The sequence below is a fragment of the Bradyrhizobium sp. NBAIM08 genome (assembly GCF_020193935.1).
GTDB lineage: Bacteria > Pseudomonadota > Alphaproteobacteria > Rhizobiales > Xanthobacteraceae > Bradyrhizobium > Bradyrhizobium yuanmingense.
Genome location: NZ_JADYVR010000025.1, coordinates 19,442 through 40,602, shown reverse-complemented (window position 1 = coordinate 40,602; position 21,161 = coordinate 19,442). Strand labels below are relative to the sequence as shown.

General features: G+C 59.7%; 22 protein-coding genes. 15 read left to right on the top strand and 7 right to left on the bottom strand.

Going from position 1 to position 21,161, the window contains the following annotated elements; all coding sequences use genetic code 11:
• Positions 1-26 precede the first annotated feature (26 nt).
• Together I6F37_RS37475 and I6F37_RS45695 are read right to left on the bottom strand one after the other, a co-directional pair.
• Positions 27-173: a hypothetical protein gene (locus I6F37_RS37475; protein ID WP_225131368.1), complete on the bottom strand. Its 147-nt coding sequence runs from the start codon at positions 171-173 to the stop codon at positions 27-29.
• 556 nt (positions 174-729) lie between these two features.
• Positions 730-861 (bottom strand): hypothetical protein, encoded by a 132-nt coding sequence (locus I6F37_RS45695; RefSeq protein WP_275945364.1) that lies wholly within the window; start codon positions 859-861, stop codon positions 730-732.
• Between the two features lie 265 nt (positions 862-1,126).
• On the opposite strand from I6F37_RS45695, the gene ald reads away from it, so the two are divergent.
• Positions 1,127-2,239, top strand: a complete 1,113-nt coding sequence (ald, locus tag I6F37_RS37470) for an alanine dehydrogenase (protein ID WP_225131366.1) — start codon at positions 1,127-1,129, stop codon at positions 2,237-2,239.
• 446 nt (positions 2,240-2,685) lie between these two features.
• On the opposite strand, the gene I6F37_RS37465 is transcribed toward ald, so the two are convergent.
• From I6F37_RS37465 to I6F37_RS37445, 5 genes are read right to left on the bottom strand one after another with little or no spacing between them, the layout of a single operon-like run.
• Complete coding sequence (locus tag I6F37_RS37465; RefSeq protein ID WP_225131364.1) at positions 2,686-3,660, bottom strand: ABC transporter ATP-binding protein; 975 nt, start codon at positions 3,658-3,660, stop codon at positions 2,686-2,688.
• Positions 3,647-4,624: an ABC transporter ATP-binding protein gene (locus I6F37_RS37460; protein ID WP_225131362.1), complete on the bottom strand. Its 978-nt coding sequence runs from the start codon at positions 4,622-4,624 to the stop codon at positions 3,647-3,649. Before I6F37_RS37460 ends, I6F37_RS37465 begins: the two co-directional genes overlap by 14 nt.
• The gene (locus tag I6F37_RS37455; protein ID WP_225131360.1) at positions 4,621-5,499 is read right to left on the bottom strand and encodes an ABC transporter permease; all 879 of its coding nucleotides are present in this window, start codon (positions 5,497-5,499) and stop codon (positions 4,621-4,623) included. Before I6F37_RS37455 ends, I6F37_RS37460 begins: the two co-directional genes overlap by 4 nt.
• Positions 5,499-6,515: an ABC transporter permease gene (locus I6F37_RS37450; RefSeq protein ID WP_225131358.1), complete on the bottom strand. Its 1,017-nt coding sequence runs from the start codon at positions 6,513-6,515 to the stop codon at positions 5,499-5,501. The genes I6F37_RS37455 and I6F37_RS37450 overlap by 1 nt, the downstream gene beginning before the upstream one ends.
• A 36-nt stretch (positions 6,516-6,551) precedes the next feature.
• Complete coding sequence (locus I6F37_RS37445) at positions 6,552-8,240, bottom strand: ABC transporter substrate-binding protein (protein WP_225131356.1); 1,689 nt, start codon at positions 8,238-8,240, stop codon at positions 6,552-6,554.
• On the opposite strand from I6F37_RS37445, the gene I6F37_RS37440 reads away from it, so the two are divergent.
• From I6F37_RS37440 to cofC, 14 genes are all read left to right on the top strand, one after another.
• Positions 8,230-9,099: an IclR family transcriptional regulator gene (locus tag I6F37_RS37440; RefSeq protein WP_225131354.1), complete on the top strand. Its 870-nt coding sequence runs from the start codon at positions 8,230-8,232 to the stop codon at positions 9,097-9,099. The two genes, I6F37_RS37445 and I6F37_RS37440, sit on opposite strands and share 11 nt — an antisense overlap.
• A 44-nt stretch (positions 9,100-9,143) precedes the next feature.
• Positions 9,144-10,220: a DUF917 domain-containing protein gene (locus I6F37_RS37435; protein ID WP_225131344.1), complete on the top strand. Its 1,077-nt coding sequence runs from the start codon at positions 9,144-9,146 to the stop codon at positions 10,218-10,220.
• Complete coding sequence (locus I6F37_RS37430) at positions 10,217-11,800, top strand: hydantoinase/oxoprolinase N-terminal domain-containing protein (protein ID WP_225131343.1); 1,584 nt, start codon at positions 10,217-10,219, stop codon at positions 11,798-11,800. The genes I6F37_RS37435 and I6F37_RS37430 overlap by 4 nt, the downstream gene beginning before the upstream one ends.
• Complete coding sequence (locus I6F37_RS37425; protein WP_225131341.1) at positions 11,782-12,102, top strand: hypothetical protein; 321 nt, start codon at positions 11,782-11,784, stop codon at positions 12,100-12,102. Before I6F37_RS37430 ends, I6F37_RS37425 begins: the two co-directional genes overlap by 19 nt.
• 63 nt (positions 12,103-12,165) lie before the next feature.
• Positions 12,166-13,206, top strand: coding sequence for an LLM class flavin-dependent oxidoreductase (locus I6F37_RS37420; protein ID WP_225131338.1), 1,041 nt, complete (start codon positions 12,166-12,168; stop codon positions 13,204-13,206).
• Complete coding sequence (locus I6F37_RS37415) at positions 13,203-14,078, top strand: xanthine dehydrogenase family protein subunit M (RefSeq protein WP_225131336.1); 876 nt, start codon at positions 13,203-13,205, stop codon at positions 14,076-14,078. The genes I6F37_RS37420 and I6F37_RS37415 overlap by 4 nt, the downstream gene beginning before the upstream one ends.
• Positions 14,075-14,569 carry a (2Fe-2S)-binding protein gene (locus I6F37_RS37410; RefSeq protein WP_225131379.1) on the top strand — a complete coding sequence of 165 codons (495 nt, stop codon included), beginning with the start codon at positions 14,075-14,077 and terminating at the stop codon, positions 14,567-14,569. The genes I6F37_RS37415 and I6F37_RS37410 overlap by 4 nt, the downstream gene beginning before the upstream one ends.
• The gene (locus I6F37_RS37405) at positions 14,566-16,839 is read left to right on the top strand and encodes a xanthine dehydrogenase family protein molybdopterin-binding subunit (RefSeq protein WP_225131334.1); all 2,274 of its coding nucleotides are present in this window, start codon (positions 14,566-14,568) and stop codon (positions 16,837-16,839) included. Before I6F37_RS37410 ends, I6F37_RS37405 begins: the two co-directional genes overlap by 4 nt.
• Positions 16,836-17,069 carry a MoaD/ThiS family protein gene (locus I6F37_RS37400; protein ID WP_225131332.1) on the top strand — a complete coding sequence of 78 codons (234 nt, stop codon included), beginning with the start codon at positions 16,836-16,838 and terminating at the stop codon, positions 17,067-17,069. Before I6F37_RS37405 ends, I6F37_RS37400 begins: the two co-directional genes overlap by 4 nt.
• Positions 17,070-17,269: 200 nt before the next feature.
• Positions 17,270-17,932: an NADPH-dependent F420 reductase gene (gene npdG, locus I6F37_RS37395; RefSeq protein WP_225131330.1), complete on the top strand. Its 663-nt coding sequence runs from the start codon at positions 17,270-17,272 to the stop codon at positions 17,930-17,932.
• A 28-nt stretch (positions 17,933-17,960) separates the two neighbouring features.
• Positions 17,961-18,437: an Lrp/AsnC family transcriptional regulator gene (locus I6F37_RS37390; protein WP_225131321.1), complete on the top strand. Its 477-nt coding sequence runs from the start codon at positions 17,961-17,963 to the stop codon at positions 18,435-18,437.
• A gap of 247 nt (positions 18,438-18,684) precedes the next feature.
• Positions 18,685-19,449 carry a coenzyme F420-0:L-glutamate ligase gene (gene cofE, locus I6F37_RS37385; RefSeq protein ID WP_225131318.1) on the top strand — a complete coding sequence of 255 codons (765 nt, stop codon included), beginning with the start codon at positions 18,685-18,687 and terminating at the stop codon, positions 19,447-19,449.
• The gene (gene cofD / locus I6F37_RS37380; protein ID WP_225131316.1) at positions 19,446-20,453 is read left to right on the top strand and encodes a 2-phospho-L-lactate transferase; all 1,008 of its coding nucleotides are present in this window, start codon (positions 19,446-19,448) and stop codon (positions 20,451-20,453) included. Before cofE ends, cofD begins: the two co-directional genes overlap by 4 nt.
• Positions 20,450-21,157 (top strand): 2-phospho-L-lactate guanylyltransferase, encoded by a 708-nt coding sequence (cofC, locus tag I6F37_RS37375; protein WP_225131314.1) that lies wholly within the window; start codon positions 20,450-20,452, stop codon positions 21,155-21,157. Before cofD ends, cofC begins: the two co-directional genes overlap by 4 nt.
• Positions 21,158-21,161: the final 4 nt, after the last annotated feature.

Here is a 21,161-nt window from a genome sequence, read left to right as displayed (position 1 = left end):
AGCCCATCCCATCAAGACGGTCCGCGTCAATCGGACTCATCCACGAAATAATAATCGCCGGTCGTGTGTTCTGCGCGCCACGAGCCCCCAAAGCCTTTTGTGAGCTCGGTGGCGTCCCCGAGGTCCTGCACCGTGTCATTGATAGCGGTTTCATTGATAGCGGTTGTATTCATCCACTTTCTCCAGAGTGACCGGCATATCGCCAGCGCGCGGAAGCTAGCATCGTGATATAAAATAGGGCTTTTATTTTCTGAGTATGATCTCGAGCGATTTGAAAAATAGTTTGACGTTGCGGAGGATGCGGGATGGGCGACGAGGCAATTAGGTGGCGCGTTTGCGGCCAGCGGCCGAAGGGACGATGATTCAATCACCTATAGCGCCTGAGTAGAGTTACCGGCACGGAAGGCGTCTAGTTCAATGGTAGCAATTCCATGGCCAGCGACCGCTTCGCGCTGACAGACAGTACCAGATCCAGTGCAGGCAGCCGATCTGACTTAAGCAAAGTCTAATCCGACTTCGTCACCGCGCAATGCCGCGACAGTTTCCGTCGCCGTGCGAAAGCTTGCTCAAAATGATCGCGATATTTGCCGAATCAGGCACCATGCTGCTGGGCTTGCAAGCCGCCAACCACTTTTGGCTTGGCATCGGGTCCGGCGCAGCAGCGCACCGACCCGTCTAACCGAACATAGATCTCTCAGCCGGCTTGGCGTTCTGGTAACGCTGCGTGATTTACGGCAGCAACTCCCGCTGAGGCGCGTCACGTTGCGCTTTGAAAGCGACGACGAAGACCTCAAGCCCGGCCGAGGTTAAACCGTTCTCAGTGACGAGACCCAGCCGCATGAGGTTGACCGCTGTCTCCATACATGGAACCTCCGCCAGCCGAGCGGACGCCCAGCGGTCCGCTTGCAGGACGCCTTCCAACAATGATGAGAGAGCTTTTACTGATCGTGTCGCCCCCGTGCAGTGGATCGTGTGACTTTGCCGGGCTGGCCGCGTTTGTTTGGAATTCTGCAGAACGATCTCGGTCAGCGCATATTGTCGCCGTTGTGTCGCCCATTCTTCGCGATTTTGCAGAGAAACAACCTGGCCTTTCGATTAAAAGGAGGGGCCAAACAGGAGATTGCATATGAAGGTCGGGGTCCCTAAGGAAATCAAGACGCACGAATACCGCGTGGGTCTGACCCCTGGCGCCGTCCGCGAATATGTGGCTGCCGGTCACAATGTACTGGTCGAGACCAATGCGGGTGCCGGCATTGGCGCGAGCGATGACACTTATCGCAAGGCCGGCGCGACGATTGTCGGCTCAGCTCGTGAGGTCTTCGCATCCAGCGAGATGATCGTAAAGGTGAAGGAGCCGCAACCTTCTGAATGGACTCAGCTGCGCGAGGAGCAGATCCTTTTCACGTACCTGCATCTGGCGCCAGACCCGGAACAGGCGCGGGGACTCCTCAAGTCTGGATGCACCGCTATCGCCTATGAGACCGTGACGGATGCGCATAGCGGGCTTCCGCTGCTTGCGCCGATGAGCGAAGTCGCGGGAAGGCTTGCGGTCGAAGCGGCAGGCAGCGCCCTGAAGCGCTATAGCGGCGGGCGAGGGCTGTTGATCGGCGGCGTTCCTGGCGTGCAGCCGGCCCGCATCGTCGTGATCGGAGGCGGCGTTGTTGGGACACATGCGGCCCGAATGGCCGCTGGCCTGGGCGCCGAGGTCACGATCCTCGACCGTTCGATCCCCCGCCTTCGCGAGCTGGATGAACTGTTCGAAAGCCGCGTTCGTACCAGATTCTCGACCATAGATGCCCTCGAAGAGGAGGTCTTTGCAGCCGACGTTGTCATCGGCGCGGTCCTCGTCCCCGGTGCAAGCGCACCGAAACTCGTGAGCCGCAGCATGCTAGGCTCAATGCGCAAGGGATCCGTCATCGTTGACGTCGCCATCGATCAAGGCGGCTGCTTCGAGACATCGCGCCCGACCACGCACGCCGATCCAACTTACGAGGTGGATGGCGTCATTCACTATTGCGTCGCCAATATGCCCGGAGCCGTCCCGCTCACATCGAGCCAGGCACTGAACAATGCCACACTGCCCTTCGGGCTGGCGCTCGCCAACAAGGGTTTCGCGGCGGTGCTCGAGAATCCGCATCTGCGGGCAGGCCTCAATGCGTATCGCGGCCGGCTTACTTACAAGGCTGTAGCCGAGAGCCTCGGCCTGCCATTCTCCCCGATCGAACAGGCTGCGGCCTGATCCCAGAAGTCCCTATGGGACGTTTCCTCCCTCACTTAAGGGCCGCTCCTTGGAGTGGCCCTTTTTTTGTGCCCGGCATGTTCGGCAGCTTGGAGGTGGAAGCCCTCTACTTTTGGATAGCTATGAAATCCCCCACGGGATCGAATCAACGTGAATCATCCCCTGAGCGAACTCGCGTGGATGACTAGTAAGTGCATTACAACCCAAAGATCCGAAGGAGACGCACTCAGACCAAGCCCACGCTTCGCCGGGGGTGTTACGGCTCGATACGTTCCGACCAGAGCGATATCGTCTTCGATTTACCCCGATACTTCTCGCTGGTCGATCAGTTCCTTGCCGGCGAGGGCGAGTTCAGCTTCGTAGACCGCGCGATCAGTCACCTCGATACGCTCGATATAGTCCCACGGGCTCCTCAGTATCGCGGCTCTAACGTAAAGACATCCGTCTCAGACCAGGTGGCAGGCGACGAACCGGCCGGGCGCAACCTCCTTCAAAGGCGGTCTTTCCGCGCAGACAGGCTTGGCTAAAGGACAACGCCCTCTCAGCTTGCATCCAGGCGCGATATCGATAGGGTTTGGAATTTCCCCGGACAAAGCGAAATCGTCGCGCTTTGCGTCGGGATCCGGAACTGGAATGGCCGCCAGCAAAGCGCGCGAGTAGGGATGCAAGGGCTTTGCAAACAGATCCTTTGTGCCCGACATCTCCACAATGCTGCCGAGATACATCACCGCAACGCGGCTCGCCAGGTACTTCACAGTGGCCAGGTCGTGGGAAATAAAGAGGTAGGACAACCCGAGTTGTTCACGCAGCTTCTCCAACAGAAGAATTGCCCGCGAGCGTAGTGATACGTCCAGTGCGGAGGTTGGCTCGTCAAGAACAACGAAGCGGGGATTCGTTGCAATGGCCCTGGCTATATTGACCCGCTGGCGTTGACCGCCCGAAAGCTCGTGCGGATAGCGGTCCAATAGATCGCGGCCGAGCCCCACCTCCTGCATGAGCTCCTCGATGCGGTCGCGCCGCTCCTTCGCCGGAAGCTTGGTATGAAGCGTGAGCGCCTCCTCCACCATCCGTCTCACCGATAGTCTGGGATTGAGCGAGGCAGTAGGATCCTGAAACACCATCTGGATGTCGCGGCGCAAAGGCTTCATGGCATGCGCATCAAGCCTCGCTATGTCCGTGCCATCATAGCAGACAGATCCCGCCGTCGGCTCGATTAGCCGGACCAGGCACCGCGCGACTGTCGATTTTCCACAGCCGGATTCGCCGACCAATCCAACCGTCTCGCCGGCTTCTATATCGAAGGAGACAGAGTCAACTGCCCGCACGACGGGCTGATCCTGACCTCGCAGGCGTGCGAGCGTCCCGGCCATCCCGCCGAGCGGAAAGTGCATTTGCAGATCACGTATCTCAACAAGTGCCACGGCGTTCCTCGAATCCATAACATGCTACAACATGGCCGGGGGCGGCCTCGATCATCGCAGGGCGTGCCGCGCGACAGCGATCCATTACCCACTCACAGCGTCCTGCGTAACGGCATCCGCTCGGCGGGTTGACCAGGGAAGGAACCGACCCCGGTATGGGCTCTAGGACGACGTCCCGATCGACCCTCGGTATCGATCGGACGAGCGCCTTGGTATAGGGATGGGCGGGATTATGGAACAGCTCCCGCACGGGGGCGCATTCCACCACTTGGCCCGCATGCATAACGGCAACGCGGTCGCATATCTCGGCAACAACGCCGAGATCGTGCGTGACCAGCATGATCGCCGCACCTGTTTTCGCGCTCAATTCGCGCAGCAGATCGAGAATCTTGGCCGCGATTGAAACGTCGAGCCCGGTCGTTGGCTCGTCCGCGAGCAGGAGCTGAGGTGAGGTTGCAAGAGCCATAGCGATCATGATCCGCTGGCACATCCCTCCCGAGAGCTGATGCGGGTATTGCTTGGCTCGCTTTTCCGGCGCCGGAATGCGCACAAGGCGCAGCATCTCGAGCATTTTCTTGTCCGCCTCTCGTGCCGACAAGCCGGCGTGGACCATCAGCAAGCGTGAGATCTGCTTTCCAACGGTCAGAAGCGGGTTGAGGGCGGTTCGCGGCGTCTGCGATACCATCGCGATCTTTGCGCCGCGCATGCGCCGCATCTGTTCCTCAGGGAGCGTACCCAGATCAACTCCGTCAAAGTGAACGCTTCCGGAGACGACGCGCCCTGGGGGACGGATCAGGCGCAGAATGGCGAAAGACGTGACTGACTTTCCCGACCCGGACTCGCCGACCAGCCCGAGAACCTCGCCCCGGCGGATCGTCAGGTTGATGTGGTCGACTGCTTCAATGGCACCCTGGTTTATCTGAAAGTGGACGGTCAGATCAGAAATCTCAAGCAGCTCGGTCATCTCAATCCCCTCATGCGCGGGTCAAGCAAGTCACGGAGTCCGTCGCCGATAAGGTTGAATGCGAGAACGGAAATCATGATGGCAAGGCCAGGAAACAGGAACAGCCACCATTCTCCCGTGACGATCTGTGAGGCACCTTCCGCGGTCATCACGCCCCATTCGCTCTGTGGCGGCTGAATTCCAAGGCCAATGAAGGAGAGCGAGGCCATCGTCAGAAGCGCAAAACCCGTCGAGAGGGTCGCCTGCACAATCAGCGGGGGAAGGCAGTTCGGCAGCAGGTGAATGAACACAATCCTCCAGGTCGGATTGCCGAGCGTGCGAGCAGCATCGGCATATTCCATCTCCCGGAGCCGAAGCATCTCTCCACGGGTCAGCCGCAGATAAGCCGGGATTTGTGTGATCGAGATGGCAATTGCGACATTGGTGGTGGAATTGCCAAGCCCTGCCGTGATGCCCATGGCCAGTACGAAGGCCGGGAAGGCCATCAGAGCGTCGACGACGCGCATCGCGATCGTATCAGCCCACCCCCGGCTGTATCCGACGACTGCTCCAAGCAACCCTCCGATTGAAACGGCAACAAACGTTGCTGCAAAGGCAACCAGCAGGTCGACCCGGGCCGCAAAAATGATTCGCGAGAGTTGATCGCGGCCGAACTCGTCAGTTCCAAGCGCATGCTGCCAGGAAGGCGGCTGCAAAGAAGCTGCAGGGTCGGTGGCATCGGGCGGGTAGGGCGCCACGATCGGCGCCAATATCGCAGCCGCCGCGATCAGCACGATCACGCACAGTGCCGCAAAGGAAACAGGATTGCGCTGAAGCCGCTGCCACACCAGAGATGAAGCCGGTTGCGAAATCGAAGAGGAGAATGATGAGGACATCAGCTGAACCTAATCCGGGGGTCAACGAGGCCGTACGCGATATCGACTGCCAAATTGACCATGACACACGTCACTGCGACGAAGAGGATGAAAGACTGGATCGGAGCCGAGTCCTTCGTAAGCAATGCAGTCACCGCGTAATTGCCAATGCCGGGCCATGAGAACACGCTTTCGACGACCGCATTTCCGGCCATCAAGAATCCAAAAACGATTCCGGAAATAGTGATGACAGGTATCAGCGCATTTCGCAGCGCATCCCGATAAATCACCGTTCTTCGCGGCAATCCGGCCGCCCAGGCCGCCTTGATGTAGTCGGACTCGAGGATCTCAAGCATGGTGGACCGCACCATGCGTGCGACTGGCGCGATCGCGCTGAGCCCGAGGGTCGCTGCAGGCAGCATGAGCTGATGCAGACTTGATCGTAAGGTGGTCCAATTGCCGGTAAGCAGGGAGTCGATCACATAAAGTCCGGTTATGTGTGCGGGAGGTTCTATGCCGGATCCGAGGCGCCCCAGCGGTGAGGGGGCCATGTTGAGCATGTAGAAAAAGACGTAAACGAACAGGAGCCCGGTCAGGAAGCTCGGCATGGCGACACCCATGATGCCGACCACTCGTCCGATATGGTCGATCAATGTGTCGCGATGCACCGCTGACAAGACCCCAAGAGGCAGTCCGATCACGATCGCGATGAGAAGGCTCGCCAGATTGAGCTCGAGAGTGGCGGGCAGGCGCTGCAGAAAGTCCTGAGACACCGGCCGTCCCGTCGAGGCACTCTCGCCAAGATCGCCTTTGAAGATGCCCGAGACGTAGCGGTAGTATTGCTCTGGAAACGGGCGATCCAGGCCCATTTGGTGCTCCATTTCAGCGAGATGTTCGGGCGTGGCAAACGGGCCCGCCTTGACCATGGCCGGATTGCCCGGGAGTAGGTAGGTGAGGGTAAAGCAGATCACGCTGACCCCGAACAAGGTCGGCAGAGCCAGCGCAAACCGTCGCATGACATAATTGAAGAAACCCATTGGAGCGCTCTCCCGTTTAATACGAAGATGACGTGCTCAGGCGAGCTTCATGCTGAAAAAGCGCTCATAACTATCCCAACGCTTCTCAATGCCAACGAGGTCGGATCGCATGACGCGGGTCCAGTTTTCGTACCAGAGGTGCCCCCAAACGGCGTCGCCGATGATGATCTCCTGCAGGCGTTTTGCCGCCGCCAGACGCTTGCTGGTGTCGGTTTCATGCATGTTCTCATCGATCAGCTTGTCGACTTCTGGATTGGAATAGAACGAGGTGTTCGTGCCCTTCGCTGTGCTGTGGAAGTTGAAGAACAGGTGATAGAAGGGATCGTTGATCCAGGACTGCCAGGACTCGATCGAAAGCTGGTGATCGCCTTTGGTTGCGATTTGGCGGAAGGTGGCTTCGGTTTCCTTGACGATGTTCACCTTGAAGCCGATCTTCTCCAGCTCGGTCTGGAGCCAGATCGAGGCCTGCTCGTGCGGCTGCCATCCAGCGCGTACCGCAAGGTCTATCGGAACCGGATCCTTGCCGAAGCCCGCCTCGCGCATCAACTCCTTGGCCTTTGCGATGTCGTACTTGTAGGGACTGATCGTGTTGTCGTAACCGGGCGTCAAACTAGGTACAGGGCTCTTCATCTCGGTGCCGAAACCATACAGCACGCTCGGGATGATCGCCTGGACCGGGATGGCGTAGTTGATGGCCTGCCTCACTTTGACATTGTTAAGCGGAGCCTTCTGCGTGTTCATGCAAAGCCAGTGACACAGGGTGTCCGGCACGGAGACTGTCTTCAAACCTGGCTCCGCCTCGAGGCTCTTCACATTGCGCGGAGACAGCGTTGATCTGCCGACGACCATGTCGATGGCTTTGCGCTTGAGCAGCAGCACGCGATCGGCTTCGTTCGGCACATATTTGAGAACGATCCGATCGAAATAGGGGTGACCACGCCAGTGATCAGCCTGCGCTTCCAGGACGACTTCGACGCCCGGCTGGTTCTTGACTAGTTGATACGGCCCGACGCCGGCCGTATTTCGCTTCAACCAGTTGGCGGCCCAGGGATCGTCTGCGTTCGCATTCGCCTTTACCTCATCCGGATCAAGCAGCGCGTTGTTCATAAGCGCCATCATGTCCAGCGCCATCGGGCTTGGCGAGGGCATATTGATCTCGATCGTGAAGTCGTCGCGCACCTTGAACTGCTCGGGCTTGGTTACCCCAAGAAGGCGCGGAAACAGGAGGCGCATATAACCCGGCGACTGCAGCCCGCGGTCGAGGAGATACTTCACGGTCGTGGCGTTGACGTCGCGGCCGCTCGGTAATTTCAGGCCTTTGCGGATGTTCAGCACCAGCGTGGCGTTGCCATTTTCGAAGGACCAGGACTGAGCGATGCCGCCCTCGATCTCGCCAGGCTTTGCTTGCGACACTCCCGGCTTTCCCTCGACCGGCTGCACCTTCCACATCAGCGGACTGTCGTAAACGTTTGCCTGCACCGTGTAGCCGGCCGACGTCTTGAACGAGGCCGGATCGAGCGTGTCGATGTCGGCATCCCAGGCGACTGTCAGCGTTCGCTTATCTTGTGCGGCAGCTAAACGAGCTGTGCCCGTGAATGTGAGCGCCGCGACGCTGGTTGCGGCGAACTTCAAGAAATCCCGACGGCGCGTGTCCCTGTTCATCTCATTCCCCTCCTGACTGTGCGCGAAAGATTTGCCGGTCGTCCGGTGCGCGATGGCTTGCATTATTGTCATCGTCCTGCTATTGTCAACTAAGTTTCAATATACGAAACTAGGTGATCAAAAAATGGGCGCAATTGAAAATGCCGCGCAAATCCTTAGACTTTTTGGGCCCGGCAGGCTTGAAGTCTCCGTGACAGAAGTCTCGCAGTTATTGAGTATGCCCAAAAGTTCAGCATCTCGTTTGCTGAAGACGATGCTGGTTGAGGGGCTCCTGTCGCGCTCGGAAAATCCTCCGCGCTACAAGGTTGGAAATTTGCTTTTTGAGATTTCGCGCCTCTACAAGCTGAACTCCTCCTTGATCGACGCGGTCGATGAGGCCGTAAAGGAGATCACCCGGGAGACTGGGCATACCGGTTATGTCTCGATCCTTGATGGTGCGGATGTTCTGGTCATCCGGATGCACCAGGGGTCTCATGCCTTGCGCGTATTCACGCCGCTGGGCCAGCGTGCTCCTGCATTTGCGACTGCGATTGGGCGCAGTCTGCTCTCGCGCTTTCCAGATAATGTGGTGCGCTCCCTTCATCCTGAAGGCGTCACGCCGCCTTCGCCGCGCGCCCCTCAAAATGTCGACGAGCTGGTGGCGGCGCTGGATCAGCCGCGCCGGTTCGGTTGGGCCGAGGCCCTCGATGAAGCGATCCCCGGGGTCGGCTCAATCTCCGTGAGCGTCTCCGATCCAGAAATCCGCGAGACGGTGGGCTTCTGTATTTCCTATCCAGCCTCGCACATGAGCGATGAGGAGAGGAATCGTGCGATCACGCTGCTTACGACTGCCGCTGAGCGTATCGCGCACCGCTTCGGCGATCAGTTTCTCATGCAGCGTGCGCAGCGCGCCCTTGGTGGTGGCGGCCCGGTTGCTGCTTGATCCGGTTTTTTGTCGCCGCAATTGACGCGGCTCGGAGGCTATAGATGAGACAATTGAGTCCGGAGGATATCGAGGCGCTCTCCGTCGGCGCCTGGATTCTCGGAACGGGTGGCGGCGGGAGTCCGTATCACGCGCTCTTGAGCATGCGGAGTTACTACAATGAAGGCGTTCGCGTAGATCTGATCGATCCCGACGAGCTGGACGATGATGATGCGATCGCGGTTGTCTCCATTATGGGCGCGCCGCTTGTTTTCCAGGAGCGTCTGGTCGACAGCAGGCTCATCGCGCGCGCCGTGTCGGCCATGGAGGAGCATCTTGGTCGCAAGTTCAGGGCGGTGATGGCAGTCGAAATCGGTGGCGGCAACGGCATGCAGTCCTTGCTCGCTGCCGTCCACCTGAAAATTCCAGTTGTCGACGCCGATGCGATGGGGCGTGCCTATCCTGAGGCGCAAATGACGAGCTTTGCGGTGGGCGGTCTCGCTCCCTATCCGCTGACCTCCGTAGACCCGCGCGGTAATGAGGCGATCGTTGGCAAAACCTCCTCCTGGAAATGGATGGAACGTGTGAGCCGAAAGCTTTGTACCGAGTTCGGGTCCATCGTCGCGACCTGCAAGGCGCCGCGCACCGGTGCTGAGGTGAAGAAATGGGCCATTCCCCGTACCACATCCAAAGCCATCAATCTCGGGCGGGCGGTTGCCGAGGCCAACCGGCAGCACGCTGACCCGATTGCAGCCATTCTGAAAGCGGAATCCGGCAGGTTCCTGTTCTCCGGCAAGGTCGTTGAAGTCGAGCGGCGGACAACGGAGGGCTTCCTGCGCGGCCGCACAGTCGTGGAGGGGCTTGGCGATGATCACAGCAGCCAGATCCGGATCGATTTCCAGAACGAGTGGATCGTCGTGTGGCGCGATGGGCAGGCGCTCGTCTCGACGCCCGACCTCATTTGCGTTCTCGACAGTGAATCCGGCGAAGCGATCGGAACGGAAACCATTCGCTACGGCCAGCGGACAACCGTGATCGCGCTGCCGGCGGCTCCGGTCTTCCTCTCGCCGCGCGGGCTCGACCATGTCGGCCCCCGCGCTTTTGGTTATGACATCGATTTCAAGTCGGTATTCTGCTCATGAGACGCATTGGGATTGACGTAGGTGGCACCAATACGGATGCCGTGCTGATCGACGGCGGAAAAGTCGTTCAAGGCGTGAAGGTCGCCACCACGGCCGACGTCACCAGTGGTGTGGCTGCGGCCATCGGGGCGCTCGATCTGAGTGCCGAGCATGCGAGCGGTCTCGACGCGCTGATGATAGGTACGACCCACTTCATCAATGCGGTCGTTCAGCGCCGTCATCTGACGAAAGTGGCAGTAATCCGAGTTGCACTCCCCGCCACGAGCTCCCTGCCGCCCTTTACCGACTGGCCGGCTGGGCTTGCCGAGCTCGCCAATGGCGGGGTCTTTCAAATCGAAGGCGGCCACGATTACGACGGGCGCAGGTTCGCCCCTCTGGATATCGCGGCAGCCAAGCGAATTGCGCGCGAAATCGGCAATCTCGGCCTCAAATACGTCGTGGTCAACGCACTGTTCTCTCCGCTTGATCCGTCCGACGAAGAAGCGGTCGCCGCCATCCTGCGCGAAGAAATCCCCGATGTGTCGGTGACCTGCGCACATTTGCTCGGCGGGATCGGATTGCTCGAACGTGAGAACGCCGCAATTCTCAATGCCTCTCTCATTGCGCTTGCTCGGGAGACCATCACGGCTTTTGAGCAAGCCAAGTCAAAGGTCGGGCTGAACGCGCCGCTTTTTGTCACGCAAAACGACGGCACCGTCGCGGAGGCCTCGCGTGCCGCCGCATACCCTGTGTTCAGCTTCGCCTCCGGTGCGACCAACTCGATGCGCGGTGCGGCCTATCTTTCCGGGCTCAAAGATGCGGTGGTGGTTGACGTCGGCGGAACGACGGCGGACTTTGGCTACTTGCGGAACGGCTTTCCCCGTGAAGCCAACACGGTCGTTCATATTGGAGGCGTCAGGACCCTATTCCGCATGCCGGACCTCGTTTCCATCGGACTTGGTGGCGGCAGCCATATCGACCTTGGAGCGGCAGCCATCGGGCCGCTCAGCGTTGGGTATCGCCTGTCCACGGAAGCGCTGGTGTTTGGCGGCAATCGCGTGACCTCGACCGACATCGGCGTTGCCGCCGGACTGATCGACCTTGGCGATCGCAAGCGTGTGGCACACATCACTGCCGATGACGTGAAGAGGGTTCTGCGCCGCTGCAAGGAGATGCTGGAAGAGAACGTCGACCGGATGAAGACAAGCGCTTCAGACGTCACGCTGATTGCGGTCGGGGGCGGCGCGTTTCTTGTTCCGGAAGAATTGCAGGGCGTCGGGCGTGTCGTTCGGGTTCAACACGGGGGCTGCGCGAATGCGGTTGGCGCAGCCATTGCGCAGGTCAGTGGTGAAGTCGATCAGGTGTTCCAGGGGCTGACGCGAGACGAGGCGGTTGCTTCAGCACGCAAGCTTGCCGATTCCCGGGCAGTGGAGGCCGGCGCGGATTCGGAATCGCTTGCCCTGGTCGAGGCAGAGGATACGCCGATCGCCTATCTGCCCGGAAATGCCATGCGCGTGCGCGTCAAAGTCGTCGGCAATATCCGATCAACCCGAATTGGGCAAACAGCCAAGGAGAAAGTCACATGCCAGTCCGTTTCCTGATCAGCACGCTCAAGGAAGGGGTCGACCCAGCGGAATATGAGGCCTGGGTCCGCGAGCGCGACTACGCTCTCGTGCGGAGCCTCGACAATTACGTGAGCTACAAGGTTCATCGCATTCGCCGCCCCATCCAGGGCGCCGAAAACTCGACGTGGCAATACATCGAAAGGATCGAGGTCAAAAGCCTGGAGCAACACGACAGGGACCTTGCCTCACCGGCTGGTGTTGCGCTGCGAGAGGAGCTCTATGGCAAGTTTCTCGATCGCTCGAAGAACATCTATTTCGTCAGCGACGAGATAGAATGATCTGTGCTCCGCGTTGAGCTCTGCCTAGTCCAAGAACGTAAGCGCAAACAGGACACCAACAAGATGACCCTCGACCTGCTGATTCTCGGCAACGCGCCAATGGCCAAGATGCTTGATCGCGTGAAGCTCGCCGAAGCGAGCGGATACGACACGGTCTGGCTTGCCGATGAACGGTTCTATCGGGAGGTCTATTCGTGTCTTGGATATTTTGCACAAAATACGTCTCGGGTCAGGCTCGGACCTTGCGTGACAGATCCCTACGCCAGACATCCGGCGCTGACGGCCATGGCGATTGCGACGCTCGACGAGATTTCCAACAAGCGCGCAATTCTCGGCCTCGGCGCCGGTATTTCCGGTTTTGCTGAGCTTGGCATCGATCGGAAGAAGCCGGCGCGCGCTATCAGCGAAGCGATCGAGGTCATTCGGATGCTCCTGCGCGGCGAGACCGTCACCTACGAGGGAGAGGTCATTCGGTTCAAGGAGGGCAAGCTGAATTTCACCCCTGTTCGCGCCGATATCCCAATCTATGTGGCCAGCAATGGTCCGCTCGGCCAACGGACGGCAGGCGCTTGCGCCGATGCCGCGTTCATGGAGGCCGGCGGCAATGCTCCGGAAATCAAGGCCTTCCGCGCGAGACTGGACGATGGGGCCAGGAAGGCGGGCCGCGATCCCAAATCCGTCAGGCTGATCGTTCGGCTCAATGCCTGTGTTGCCTCAGACGGTCAGGCCGCCCGTGACGCGCTTCGGCCGACGGTTGCAAGACTGCTCGGGGCAGGGCGTCTCAAGTTTGAAACAGCCGAAGAGCAGGGGCTGACCTTGCCGGAGGACGTGCTCGCCTCTGTCCAGGGCGCCCATTACGCCGCCGGGGTGACGCCTTACCTTCCTCTGCTGCCATACGTGACCGATCGCCATATCAACGCCTTCACTTTGGCCGGCAATGTGGAGGAGGTGACCGCGCGTGTGATCGAACTGCGCCAGGCCGGCGTCGACGGGATTATCATCATGCCCTTCGCTCCCGAAGGAGGTACGATCGAGGATACGATCGCCAAGATGGGCTCCGAGGTGTGGCCTGCCGCCCAGGCGCTGGAAGGGAGCAAGCCATGAGCTTTGATCTCCATCGGCCGGCCACGGTCACTGAAGCTATCGACCTTGCTCAACGCTTTGCGCCGACCGCGCGCTATGTCGCCGGCGGGACCGATACGGTTATCCAGATCAATCGGAAGAAGATCGATCCCGTACATCTGATCGATGTCGCCTGCCTGGCCGGAATGAGCGAAATCACCGAGACTACCGAAGCATTCACCCTTGGCGCGTTAACGAGGTACCGCACGATCGAAACGCATTCTGCGTTTCGGGGTAATCTGCGAGCGTTGGTCGAAGCTGCCAGCGTCGTCGGTGGCCATCAAGTACGAAACATCGCAACCATCGGCGGCAACATCGTCAATGCTTCTCCTGCCGCCGACTTTGTGCCGCCACTGCTCGCGCTCGATGCAAGCCTCGACATGACAGGTCCCAATGGACGGCGCTCCGTCCCCTTGCGCGACTTCATCGTCGGCCCGGGAAAGACTGATCTCTTGCCCGCCGAGATCGTGACCAGCATCCGATTTGCCAAGCTTCCGGCCGGATCCGCAACCGCCTTCCTGAAAGAAGGGCGCCGGCGGGCCATGGAGATATCGGTGGTTTGTGTTGCAGCTTGCTTGACGCTGGATGCCTCCACCTCGCGTTGCGCTTCAGTGCGCCTGGCAATCGGAGCCGCAAGCCCAAAGGCGTTCCGGCCCGAACAGGCGGAGAGTTATCTCATCGGCAGATCTGCCGGAAAGGAAAGCTTTGTGGAGGCGGGCAGGATCGCGGCAGAGGCTTCCAGTCCCATTTCTGATGTTCGCGCGTCGGCCGGCTACCGCCGCGGTCTTGTCGCGGTCATGGTCGAGCGCGCGCTCGGGACATGTTTGCAACGAATTCGGGAACAGGATCAATGAACCGGAAAATTCTCAATATCGTTGTCAATGGCGAGAGCCATCAGCTGCTCATTGAGCCTCATTGGACGCTGCTACAGGTCCTGCGCAACGGGATCGGCATGATGGGCACCAAGGAGAACTGCCTGGAAGCAGAGTGCGGGGTCTGCACGGTGCTGCTCGATGGAAGGGCCGTCAATTCCTGCATCCTGCTCGCGGGGCAAGCTGAGGGATGCTCGATCACCACGATCGAGGGGATCGGCGATCCCGAGCATCTGCATCCCCTTCAGGAAGCATTCATCGAATGCGGCGCCGTTCAGTGCGGCTACTGCATCCCGGGCATGATCCTGACGGCAAAGTCATTCCTGGACGAAAATCCGGGCTGCCGCCCCTCGCGCGACGAGATCAGGGAAGCTATCGCAGGTACCCTTTGCCGCTGTACCGGCTATCGCAAGATCATCGATGCCGTGGAAACCGCGGCAGAGCGCATCGCACTTTCGGGAGCCAAGCAATGAACGCTCAAACCCATCGCGTTGCCGGTCACCGCCTGCCCCGGCGGGATGGCGTCGGCAAGGTTACCGGAAAGCACGTTTACGCTGCGGATTTCAAGCTGCCCGGTATGCTCTACGGCAAGATCCTGCGCAGTGCTCGCGCGCACGCTCTGATCAAGAACATCGACATCTCGCGCGCGGCTGCGATCGCAGGCGTGCGTGGCATCATCACCGCCGCTGACATCCCGCAGGTCCGCTATGGAACGGCGGTGCGCGACACGACCGTATTTGCAACCGATCGCGTCCTGTTCATGGGACATGCGATCGCCGCGGTCGCTGCCACGTCATGCGAGATCGCCGAGCGCGCGATTGAAGCCATCAAGGTTGAATATCAGGATCTACCGGCACTGTACGATCCGGAAGAGGCGCTCACAAGCGATATCCGCATCCATCCTGATTGGGAAACCTACAAGGCGCTCCCGATCATTTCGCGCAAGGACAACATCGCAGGTCACGCCCGTATTCACGTCGGCGATGTCGAAGGAGCCTTCGCAAAGGCTCATAAGGTCTATGAGCATCGGTTCACGACCTCGCTTCAGCATCCAGGATACACCGAGCCGCGCGTTGCGACCGCGGATTGGGATGCGAACGGGATAGTGACGGTCTGGTGCAACACCCAATTGCCGTTCGACACGCAAACGACATTGGCCGAAATCCTCGATTTGCCGGCCGCGCGGGTGCGCGTCACCGTGCCGGGAATTGGTGGTGGCTTCGGTGGCAAGCTGAGGATCGGTGTCGAGCACTTCGCAGCTCTCCTGGCGCGCAAGACTGCCCGCCCGGTCAAAGTGATGTCGACGAGCGAAGAGGAGCTTATAGCCGCGCTTCCGCGTCAGGCTTCCGTGGTTCTGCTCAAAACTGCCGTTGACAAGGATGGGCATCTTCTTGCCCGAAGCGGTCGGGTCATCGTGGATTGTGGCGCTTATGCCGGCTCAGGTCCAGGCACGGCTGCTATCGCACTTCAGGTCATGGCAGGTCCGTACAAGACAGGAGCGCTCGCGTTCGAAAGCATCGCTGTCTACACGAACAAGGTCCATTCTGGCTCCTTCCGTGCTCCGGCGGGACCGATGGCGAATTTCGCGATGGAAAGCCAGATCGACATGATCGCAAAGGATCTCGGCCTGGATCCTCTCGAAATGCGCCTGCGCAACATCGTCAAGGAGGGGGATCCAGGCCCTTCGGGCGAGACGCACACCTCTGTGAGCATCGAGGAATGTCTGCGCAAGGCAGCCGATGCGATCGGCTGGCAAGATCGTAATCCCGAGCCAGGACGGGGCAAGGGCATCGCCTGCAGCTGGTGGATGACGACGGGTGGCTCGTCTGGTGTCTATGTCAAGATCAATCCCGATGGGAGTGCGACGCTCGTCAGCGGCGCCGTTGAAATCGGCACCGGCGCGATCACGGGAGCCGCTCAAGTGCTCGCCGAGGAGCTGTCTCTGGACTTGACGGACATCAACGTCACCGGGGTGGACACTCAGGCCGCGCCGTTCGACTACGGCGCTCAAGGCAGCCGTACGACCTTTTCTGTGGGCAATGCGTGCGTTGCGGCAGCTAAAGAGCTGCGGCGTCAGATGTTCGAACTCGCGGCCAAGCAGCTGGAAGCACCGATTGAGGATATGAAGCTGCAGGACAAGCACGTGGTCGTCGGCAACAAGTCGATTTCGATTGCGGAGCTGGCACGCATCTCGCGTCTTGCCGGTGGCGGGCTCATTGCGCATGGCACAGCCATTTCACCGGCACCAGCCTACGATCCGACACGCGTCAAGAACCATCCGCTCCCGGTCTGGAATACGCCGAGCTACCATGCCCACGCCGTCGACCTTTCGGTCGATCAAGCCACGGGCAAAGTGACGATCAATCGCTATGTCGTGGCCCAGGACGTCGGATATGCGATCAATCCGACCTATATTGAGGGACAGATCGAGGGTGGCGTGGCGCAAGGTATAGGCCAGGCCCTGTCGGAAGAGATCGTCTATCAGGACGGTCGCGTCATGAATGCGAACCTGACAGATTACAAGATGCCGACGGCGATGGATGTCCCGGAGATCGAGAGCATTATCGTCGAATGCCGATCCGCTGCCGGTCCTTACGGTGCCAAGGGCGTTGGAGAGCCACCATGCATCGAACCACCGGCTGCAATCGGCAATGCGATCGCGGCGGCGACTGGCTGCTGGCCGAACTCGCTGCCGATGACCGCTGAAAAGATTGCCGCCACAATGCGAGCCCCGCACTCATGATCCGCGTCGAGGTCAATATGCATGGAAATCTCCGTCGGTTCTTGCCCGGCGGGGTTGGATCCATTCAGCTTGACCTCCCCGAGGGAGCGACGATTCTCAACGTGATCGGCTCGTTGAGCGCCGAGCATGATGTCTGGCTGGCCTCGATTGGTGACATGGTCGTGCCGTTGTCAGCTGAAGTCAAAGACGGAGCCGAGCTCAATTTCTTTCCCTATCTTGAAGGCGGCTAGTATGAACTTCTTTGTTCGGCGACGGACCCAGAAGTGTTGACCCGCGATCGAGCCGTCTTTGAACTAATTCGTTCACGTGAAGGAGCGGTGCGACTGATCTATTGAGTGTTCGGCCTGGTGTGAATACGGTCAAGCACGCTCGAGCGAAGCAGAGTTTCACTGTCAAGGCGTCATGCCGCAAGCAAAGGAGTGTAAGCCAAATGTCGAACGCGCCCCTTCCGACTTTGTCGATCGTCGGCGGCACTGGAGATCTCGGATCCGGCCTTGCCCGCAGCTGGAGTCGCGCCGGATATTCCGTCATTCTTGGATCGCGCTCGATTGAGCGCGCTCAGGATGCAGTCGCGCTCTTAAAATCCGACGGGTTCGCCAATGTGACTGGCGAGGCCAACGCTGCCGCCGCGGCGAAGAGCGATATTGTTGTCGTTGCGGTGCCATTCTCCAGTTATGAGACAAGCCTGGCCGAGATCAAGGACGCGGCCAAGGGCAAGATTGTTGTCACCGCGGTCGTGCCGCTCGTGCCGCCGAAGGTCTCTGTTGTTCAACTCCCGAGCGCCGGGTCGGCTGCGCTGATCGCCCAATCGCAGCTTGATCCGAGTTCGCGGGTGGTCGGAGCGTTTCACAATGTCGGCTCACAGAAGCTCCATGCCGGAGGAAAGGCGGACTGCGACGTTCTGGTGTTCAGCGATGATCCTGAGGCCCGCAAGGAGGTGATGTTGCTGGCGGATGCGGTGAGCAATCGCGGGATCGATGGCGGTGCGCTCGCGAACTCCGCTGCAGCCGAGGCCCTCACCTCCGTCCTGATCGCGATCAACCGCAAATACAAGGTGAAGGGTGCCGGCATCACGATTTCCGGCCTGACCTGAATGGAAAACCACACGGGCGTTCGCAACGATGCTCACAGCCCTCGATCCTCTAGACCGCAAAATCCTAAGCGAACTCATTCGGGATGCCCGCATAAGCCAGCTGGCGTTGGCCGAACGGGTCGGCCTCTCGGCAACGTCTTGCGCAAGGCGCGTGCTGCAAATGGAGAAAGCCGGGATCATCAAAGGCTACTCGGCCGAGATCGATGCAAACTCGCTTGGCTTTCCCCTCACCGTGATCGTCCACATCACGCTTGACCGCCAAAGCGAGGGCGCGCTCAGGGCTTTCGAAGCCGAAATTCAGAAATGCCCCGACGTGATCGCCTGCCATCTGATGTCCGGTACGGACGATTATCGGCTTTCGGTACTGGCGCGCGACATGGAGGACTACGAACGCATTCATAAGCAGCACCTGTCACGCCTGCCGGGGGTGGCAAGACTGCAATCGAGTTTCGCAATGCGCACTGTCATAAAGCGGTCAATTTCTCCGGCGGCGCTTCATGGCTAGCCTCTCCGTTGCGAAGCGGAGTTCGGAATAAGGGCAAGAGATAGCACGGAAACGCGCGTCAGCACGCTTGAAGGATGCGAACGTCGAAGACTTATCCAGGAGGTGTGCCAGGGTCTGCTTAAGGGAGAAGCAGATAGGATACAGAACTGATTTCGGGTACGGCGCGTAGAGATCGTATTCGAGGAGAGATGCCCCGCGCCAGAAACAACAAGACGTGTGGGCAGCGGCGAAGGAGGAAAAAGTCGCGATGACGAGGAGCATCACATACAGCGCCCTTCCCGGGATCCCTCTGGTGGGGCCTGGCGACGATCTGGTTGGTGTCATCGCGGATGGCGCGAAGACCGGAGAGATCGCCGTGGCATCTGGCGATATTTTTGTCGTCGCACAAAAGATCGTGTCGAAGGCGGAAAACAGGTACGTCTATCTCGATGATGTGAGGCCTTCCGACCGCGCTGTGGAGCTTGCAAAAACGGTCGGCAAAGATCCCCGGCACATCGAGGTGGTACTCTCAGAATCCACCGAGGTCCTTCGCGCAAGACAGAATGTGATCATCGTTGTTCACCGCCTCGGCTTCGTGATGGCGAACGCCGGCATAGATGAATCCAATATCGAGCAGGATCGCGGCCATCGCGTGTTGTTGCTGCCTGAAGATCCGGATGACAGTTGCCGGCACCTCAAGCGCGGCCTCGATCGACAATTCGGGGTCGATGTCGGCGTCATCATAAACGATAGCTTCGGCCGTCCATGGCGCAACGGCGTCGTAGGTGTGGCGCTTGGAAGTGCTGGAATTCCTGCCCTTCAGAGCATGATCGGCAAGCCCGATCTGTTCGGCCGGCCCATGCAGGTAACAGAGATCGCGGTCGCGGATGAGCTGGCGGCCGCCGCCTCGCTCTTGATGGGACAGGCGGCCGAAGGCCAACCAGTAATCCATGTTCGTGGATTCTCCTCTCGTGCGCCTATCAATTCGGCGTCCGCGCTCGTGCGTGCGAAAGAACGGGATATGTTCAGATGAACGGGCGGTCACATTTGCCGGGAAAAGGGCGTGTTGTGGCGCTCTGCGGGGGCGTCGGAGGAGCAAAGCTCGCTGTTGGATTACAGCACGTTCTCGGAGAACGATTGACCGTGGTCATCAATGTGGCCGACGATTTCGAGCATCTCGGACTCCATATCTCGCCGGACCTCGATACAGTCCTTTATACGCTCGCCGGTCTCAGCGATCCCGAGCGCGGCTGGGGCCGATCCGATGAGACCTGGAACTTCATGGAGGCCTTGAAGCAGATCGGCGGCGAGACCTGGTTCTTGCTCGGGGATCGCGATATGGCGATGCATATCGAGCGGACCCGCCGCCGCTTAAGGGGAGAAAGTCTCACAGCGATTGCCAGCGACATTGCACGACGGCTCGGGATCGCTTCAGCTGTGCTGCCCGTCACCAATGACAGACTTTCGACCATCCTCGACACCACGGAAGGCGAGCTCGAATTCCAGCGCTATTTCGTCGAGCGTCGCTGCGAACCGGTTGTCAAGCAGATCCGGTTCAGCGGGGCGCAAAACGCTCGCCTGAGCGAGGAGGTGCTTGCGTCATTCGATGCCGAGGATCTCCGCCTCATCATCCTATGTCCTTCCAATCCTTATCTCAGCATCGATCCAATCCTGGCTGTTCCAGGGATGGCTGAAAAACTGCGCGCGACCAGCGTTCCCGTTGTGGCCATTTCCCCGATTATCGGCGGTCAGGCAATCAAAGGACCGACGCGCAAGATCATGGACGAACTCGGCCTTGAGCCGTCAAATGCAGAGATTTCCAGGCATTATGCGGGGCTGCTCGATGGCCTGATCATAGATATTGCCGATTCGGCAGGGGCAGGCGACCTGGGGGTCGATGTACACCCGGCGCCTACGCTCATGACAGACATGCAGTCGAAGTTCATGCTCGCAGAGCATGCGCTTGCCTTCGGCGAAAACCTTCGCGCAACGCACGAGCGGCGGGGCAGGGCCCCTTCAAAGGGAGGCGCATCATGACGACACGTGATGCATGGGTAGTCATCCCGGCAAAATCGTTCTCGTGCGCGAAGCAGCGGCTCTCCCCATTGCTGACGGCATCCGAGCGCGCCCTGTTGGCCCGGTCTATGCTGTGCGATGTTCTGAGCGCGGCATGTGGCGTGATAAAACTAAATCATATCGCTGTGGTAACAAATGCTGAGGATGTCGCTCAAGAGGCGGCTCGTCTGGGGACTGTCGTGATTGGTGACGGCGGTGCGGACGGAACCAATGCGGCAGTGGCAGCCGGGCTCGCCGCGGTCGAAAATCGTGGGGACGAACTCATCCTTGTTCTGCCGAGCGATGTGCCGGCTATCTTGAGCGAGGACGTTTCGACGCTCCTCCAAGCCGCGCAAGGCAACGCCGTGATCGTGCCGGCGCCGCGCGATGGCGGCACCAACGCGGTTGCATTCACCGTAGCGCGAGCCTTGCAGCCGTGTTTCGGCCCCGATAGCTTCGCCCGCCACATCGCCGCAGCCGATAGGCTCGGCATTCAGCCTATCGTGTGCCGCAATGCAAGGATTGGGCTTGATCTCGATGCTCCCGCCGATGTCTTTGATTTTCTTGACCTGAACACGTCCACAGCCACCGATCGCTATTTGCGTTCGATTAATCTCGGCCAAAGGCGGCTGGGGATGGGAACGGACGGACGGGGCGCGCAAGCGTCGATGCGGCGGCCGAAGTGAGCTC

Excerpts from the sequence above, each read along its gene's own strand:
- I6F37_RS37475 (WP_225131368.1), bottom strand. The coding sequence starts at position 173 with ATGAATACAACCGCTATCAATGAAACCGCTATCAATGACACGGTGCAG.
- I6F37_RS45695 (WP_275945364.1), bottom strand. The coding sequence starts at position 861 with ATGGAGACAGCGGTCAACCTCATGCGGCTGGGTCTCGTCACTGAGAAC.
- ald (WP_225131366.1), top strand. The coding sequence starts at position 1,127 with ATGAAGGTCGGGGTCCCTAAGGAAATCAAGACGCACGAATACCGCGTG.
- I6F37_RS37460 (WP_225131362.1), bottom strand. The coding sequence starts at position 4,624 with ATGACCGAGCTGCTTGAGATTTCTGATCTGACCGTCCACTTTCAGATA.
- I6F37_RS37455 (WP_225131360.1), bottom strand. The coding sequence starts at position 5,499 with ATGTCCTCATCATTCTCCTCTTCGATTTCGCAACCGGCTTCATCTCTG.
- I6F37_RS37450 (WP_225131358.1), bottom strand. The coding sequence starts at position 6,515 with ATGGGTTTCTTCAATTATGTCATGCGACGGTTTGCGCTGGCTCTGCCG.
- I6F37_RS37440 (WP_225131354.1), top strand. The coding sequence starts at position 8,230 with ATGGCTTGCATTATTGTCATCGTCCTGCTATTGTCAACTAAGTTTCAA.
- I6F37_RS37445 (WP_225131356.1), bottom strand. The coding sequence starts at position 8,240 with ATGCAAGCCATCGCGCACCGGACGACCGGCAAATCTTTCGCGCACAGT.
- I6F37_RS37435 (WP_225131344.1), top strand. The coding sequence starts at position 9,144 with ATGAGACAATTGAGTCCGGAGGATATCGAGGCGCTCTCCGTCGGCGCC.
- I6F37_RS37430 (WP_225131343.1), top strand. The coding sequence starts at position 10,217 with ATGAGACGCATTGGGATTGACGTAGGTGGCACCAATACGGATGCCGTG.
- I6F37_RS37425 (WP_225131341.1), top strand. The coding sequence starts at position 11,782 with ATGCCAGTCCGTTTCCTGATCAGCACGCTCAAGGAAGGGGTCGACCCA.
- I6F37_RS37420 (WP_225131338.1), top strand. The coding sequence starts at position 12,166 with ATGACCCTCGACCTGCTGATTCTCGGCAACGCGCCAATGGCCAAGATG.
- I6F37_RS37415 (WP_225131336.1), top strand. The coding sequence starts at position 13,203 with ATGAGCTTTGATCTCCATCGGCCGGCCACGGTCACTGAAGCTATCGAC.
- I6F37_RS37410 (WP_225131379.1), top strand. The coding sequence starts at position 14,075 with ATGAACCGGAAAATTCTCAATATCGTTGTCAATGGCGAGAGCCATCAG.
- I6F37_RS37405 (WP_225131334.1), top strand. The coding sequence starts at position 14,566 with ATGAACGCTCAAACCCATCGCGTTGCCGGTCACCGCCTGCCCCGGCGG.
- I6F37_RS37400 (WP_225131332.1), top strand. The coding sequence starts at position 16,836 with ATGATCCGCGTCGAGGTCAATATGCATGGAAATCTCCGTCGGTTCTTG.
- npdG (WP_225131330.1), top strand. The coding sequence starts at position 17,270 with ATGTCGAACGCGCCCCTTCCGACTTTGTCGATCGTCGGCGGCACTGGA.
- I6F37_RS37390 (WP_225131321.1), top strand. The coding sequence starts at position 17,961 with ATGCTCACAGCCCTCGATCCTCTAGACCGCAAAATCCTAAGCGAACTC.
- cofE (WP_225131318.1), top strand. The coding sequence starts at position 18,685 with ATGACGAGGAGCATCACATACAGCGCCCTTCCCGGGATCCCTCTGGTG.
- cofD (WP_225131316.1), top strand. The coding sequence starts at position 19,446 with ATGAACGGGCGGTCACATTTGCCGGGAAAAGGGCGTGTTGTGGCGCTC.
- cofC (WP_225131314.1), top strand. The coding sequence starts at position 20,450 with ATGACGACACGTGATGCATGGGTAGTCATCCCGGCAAAATCGTTCTCG.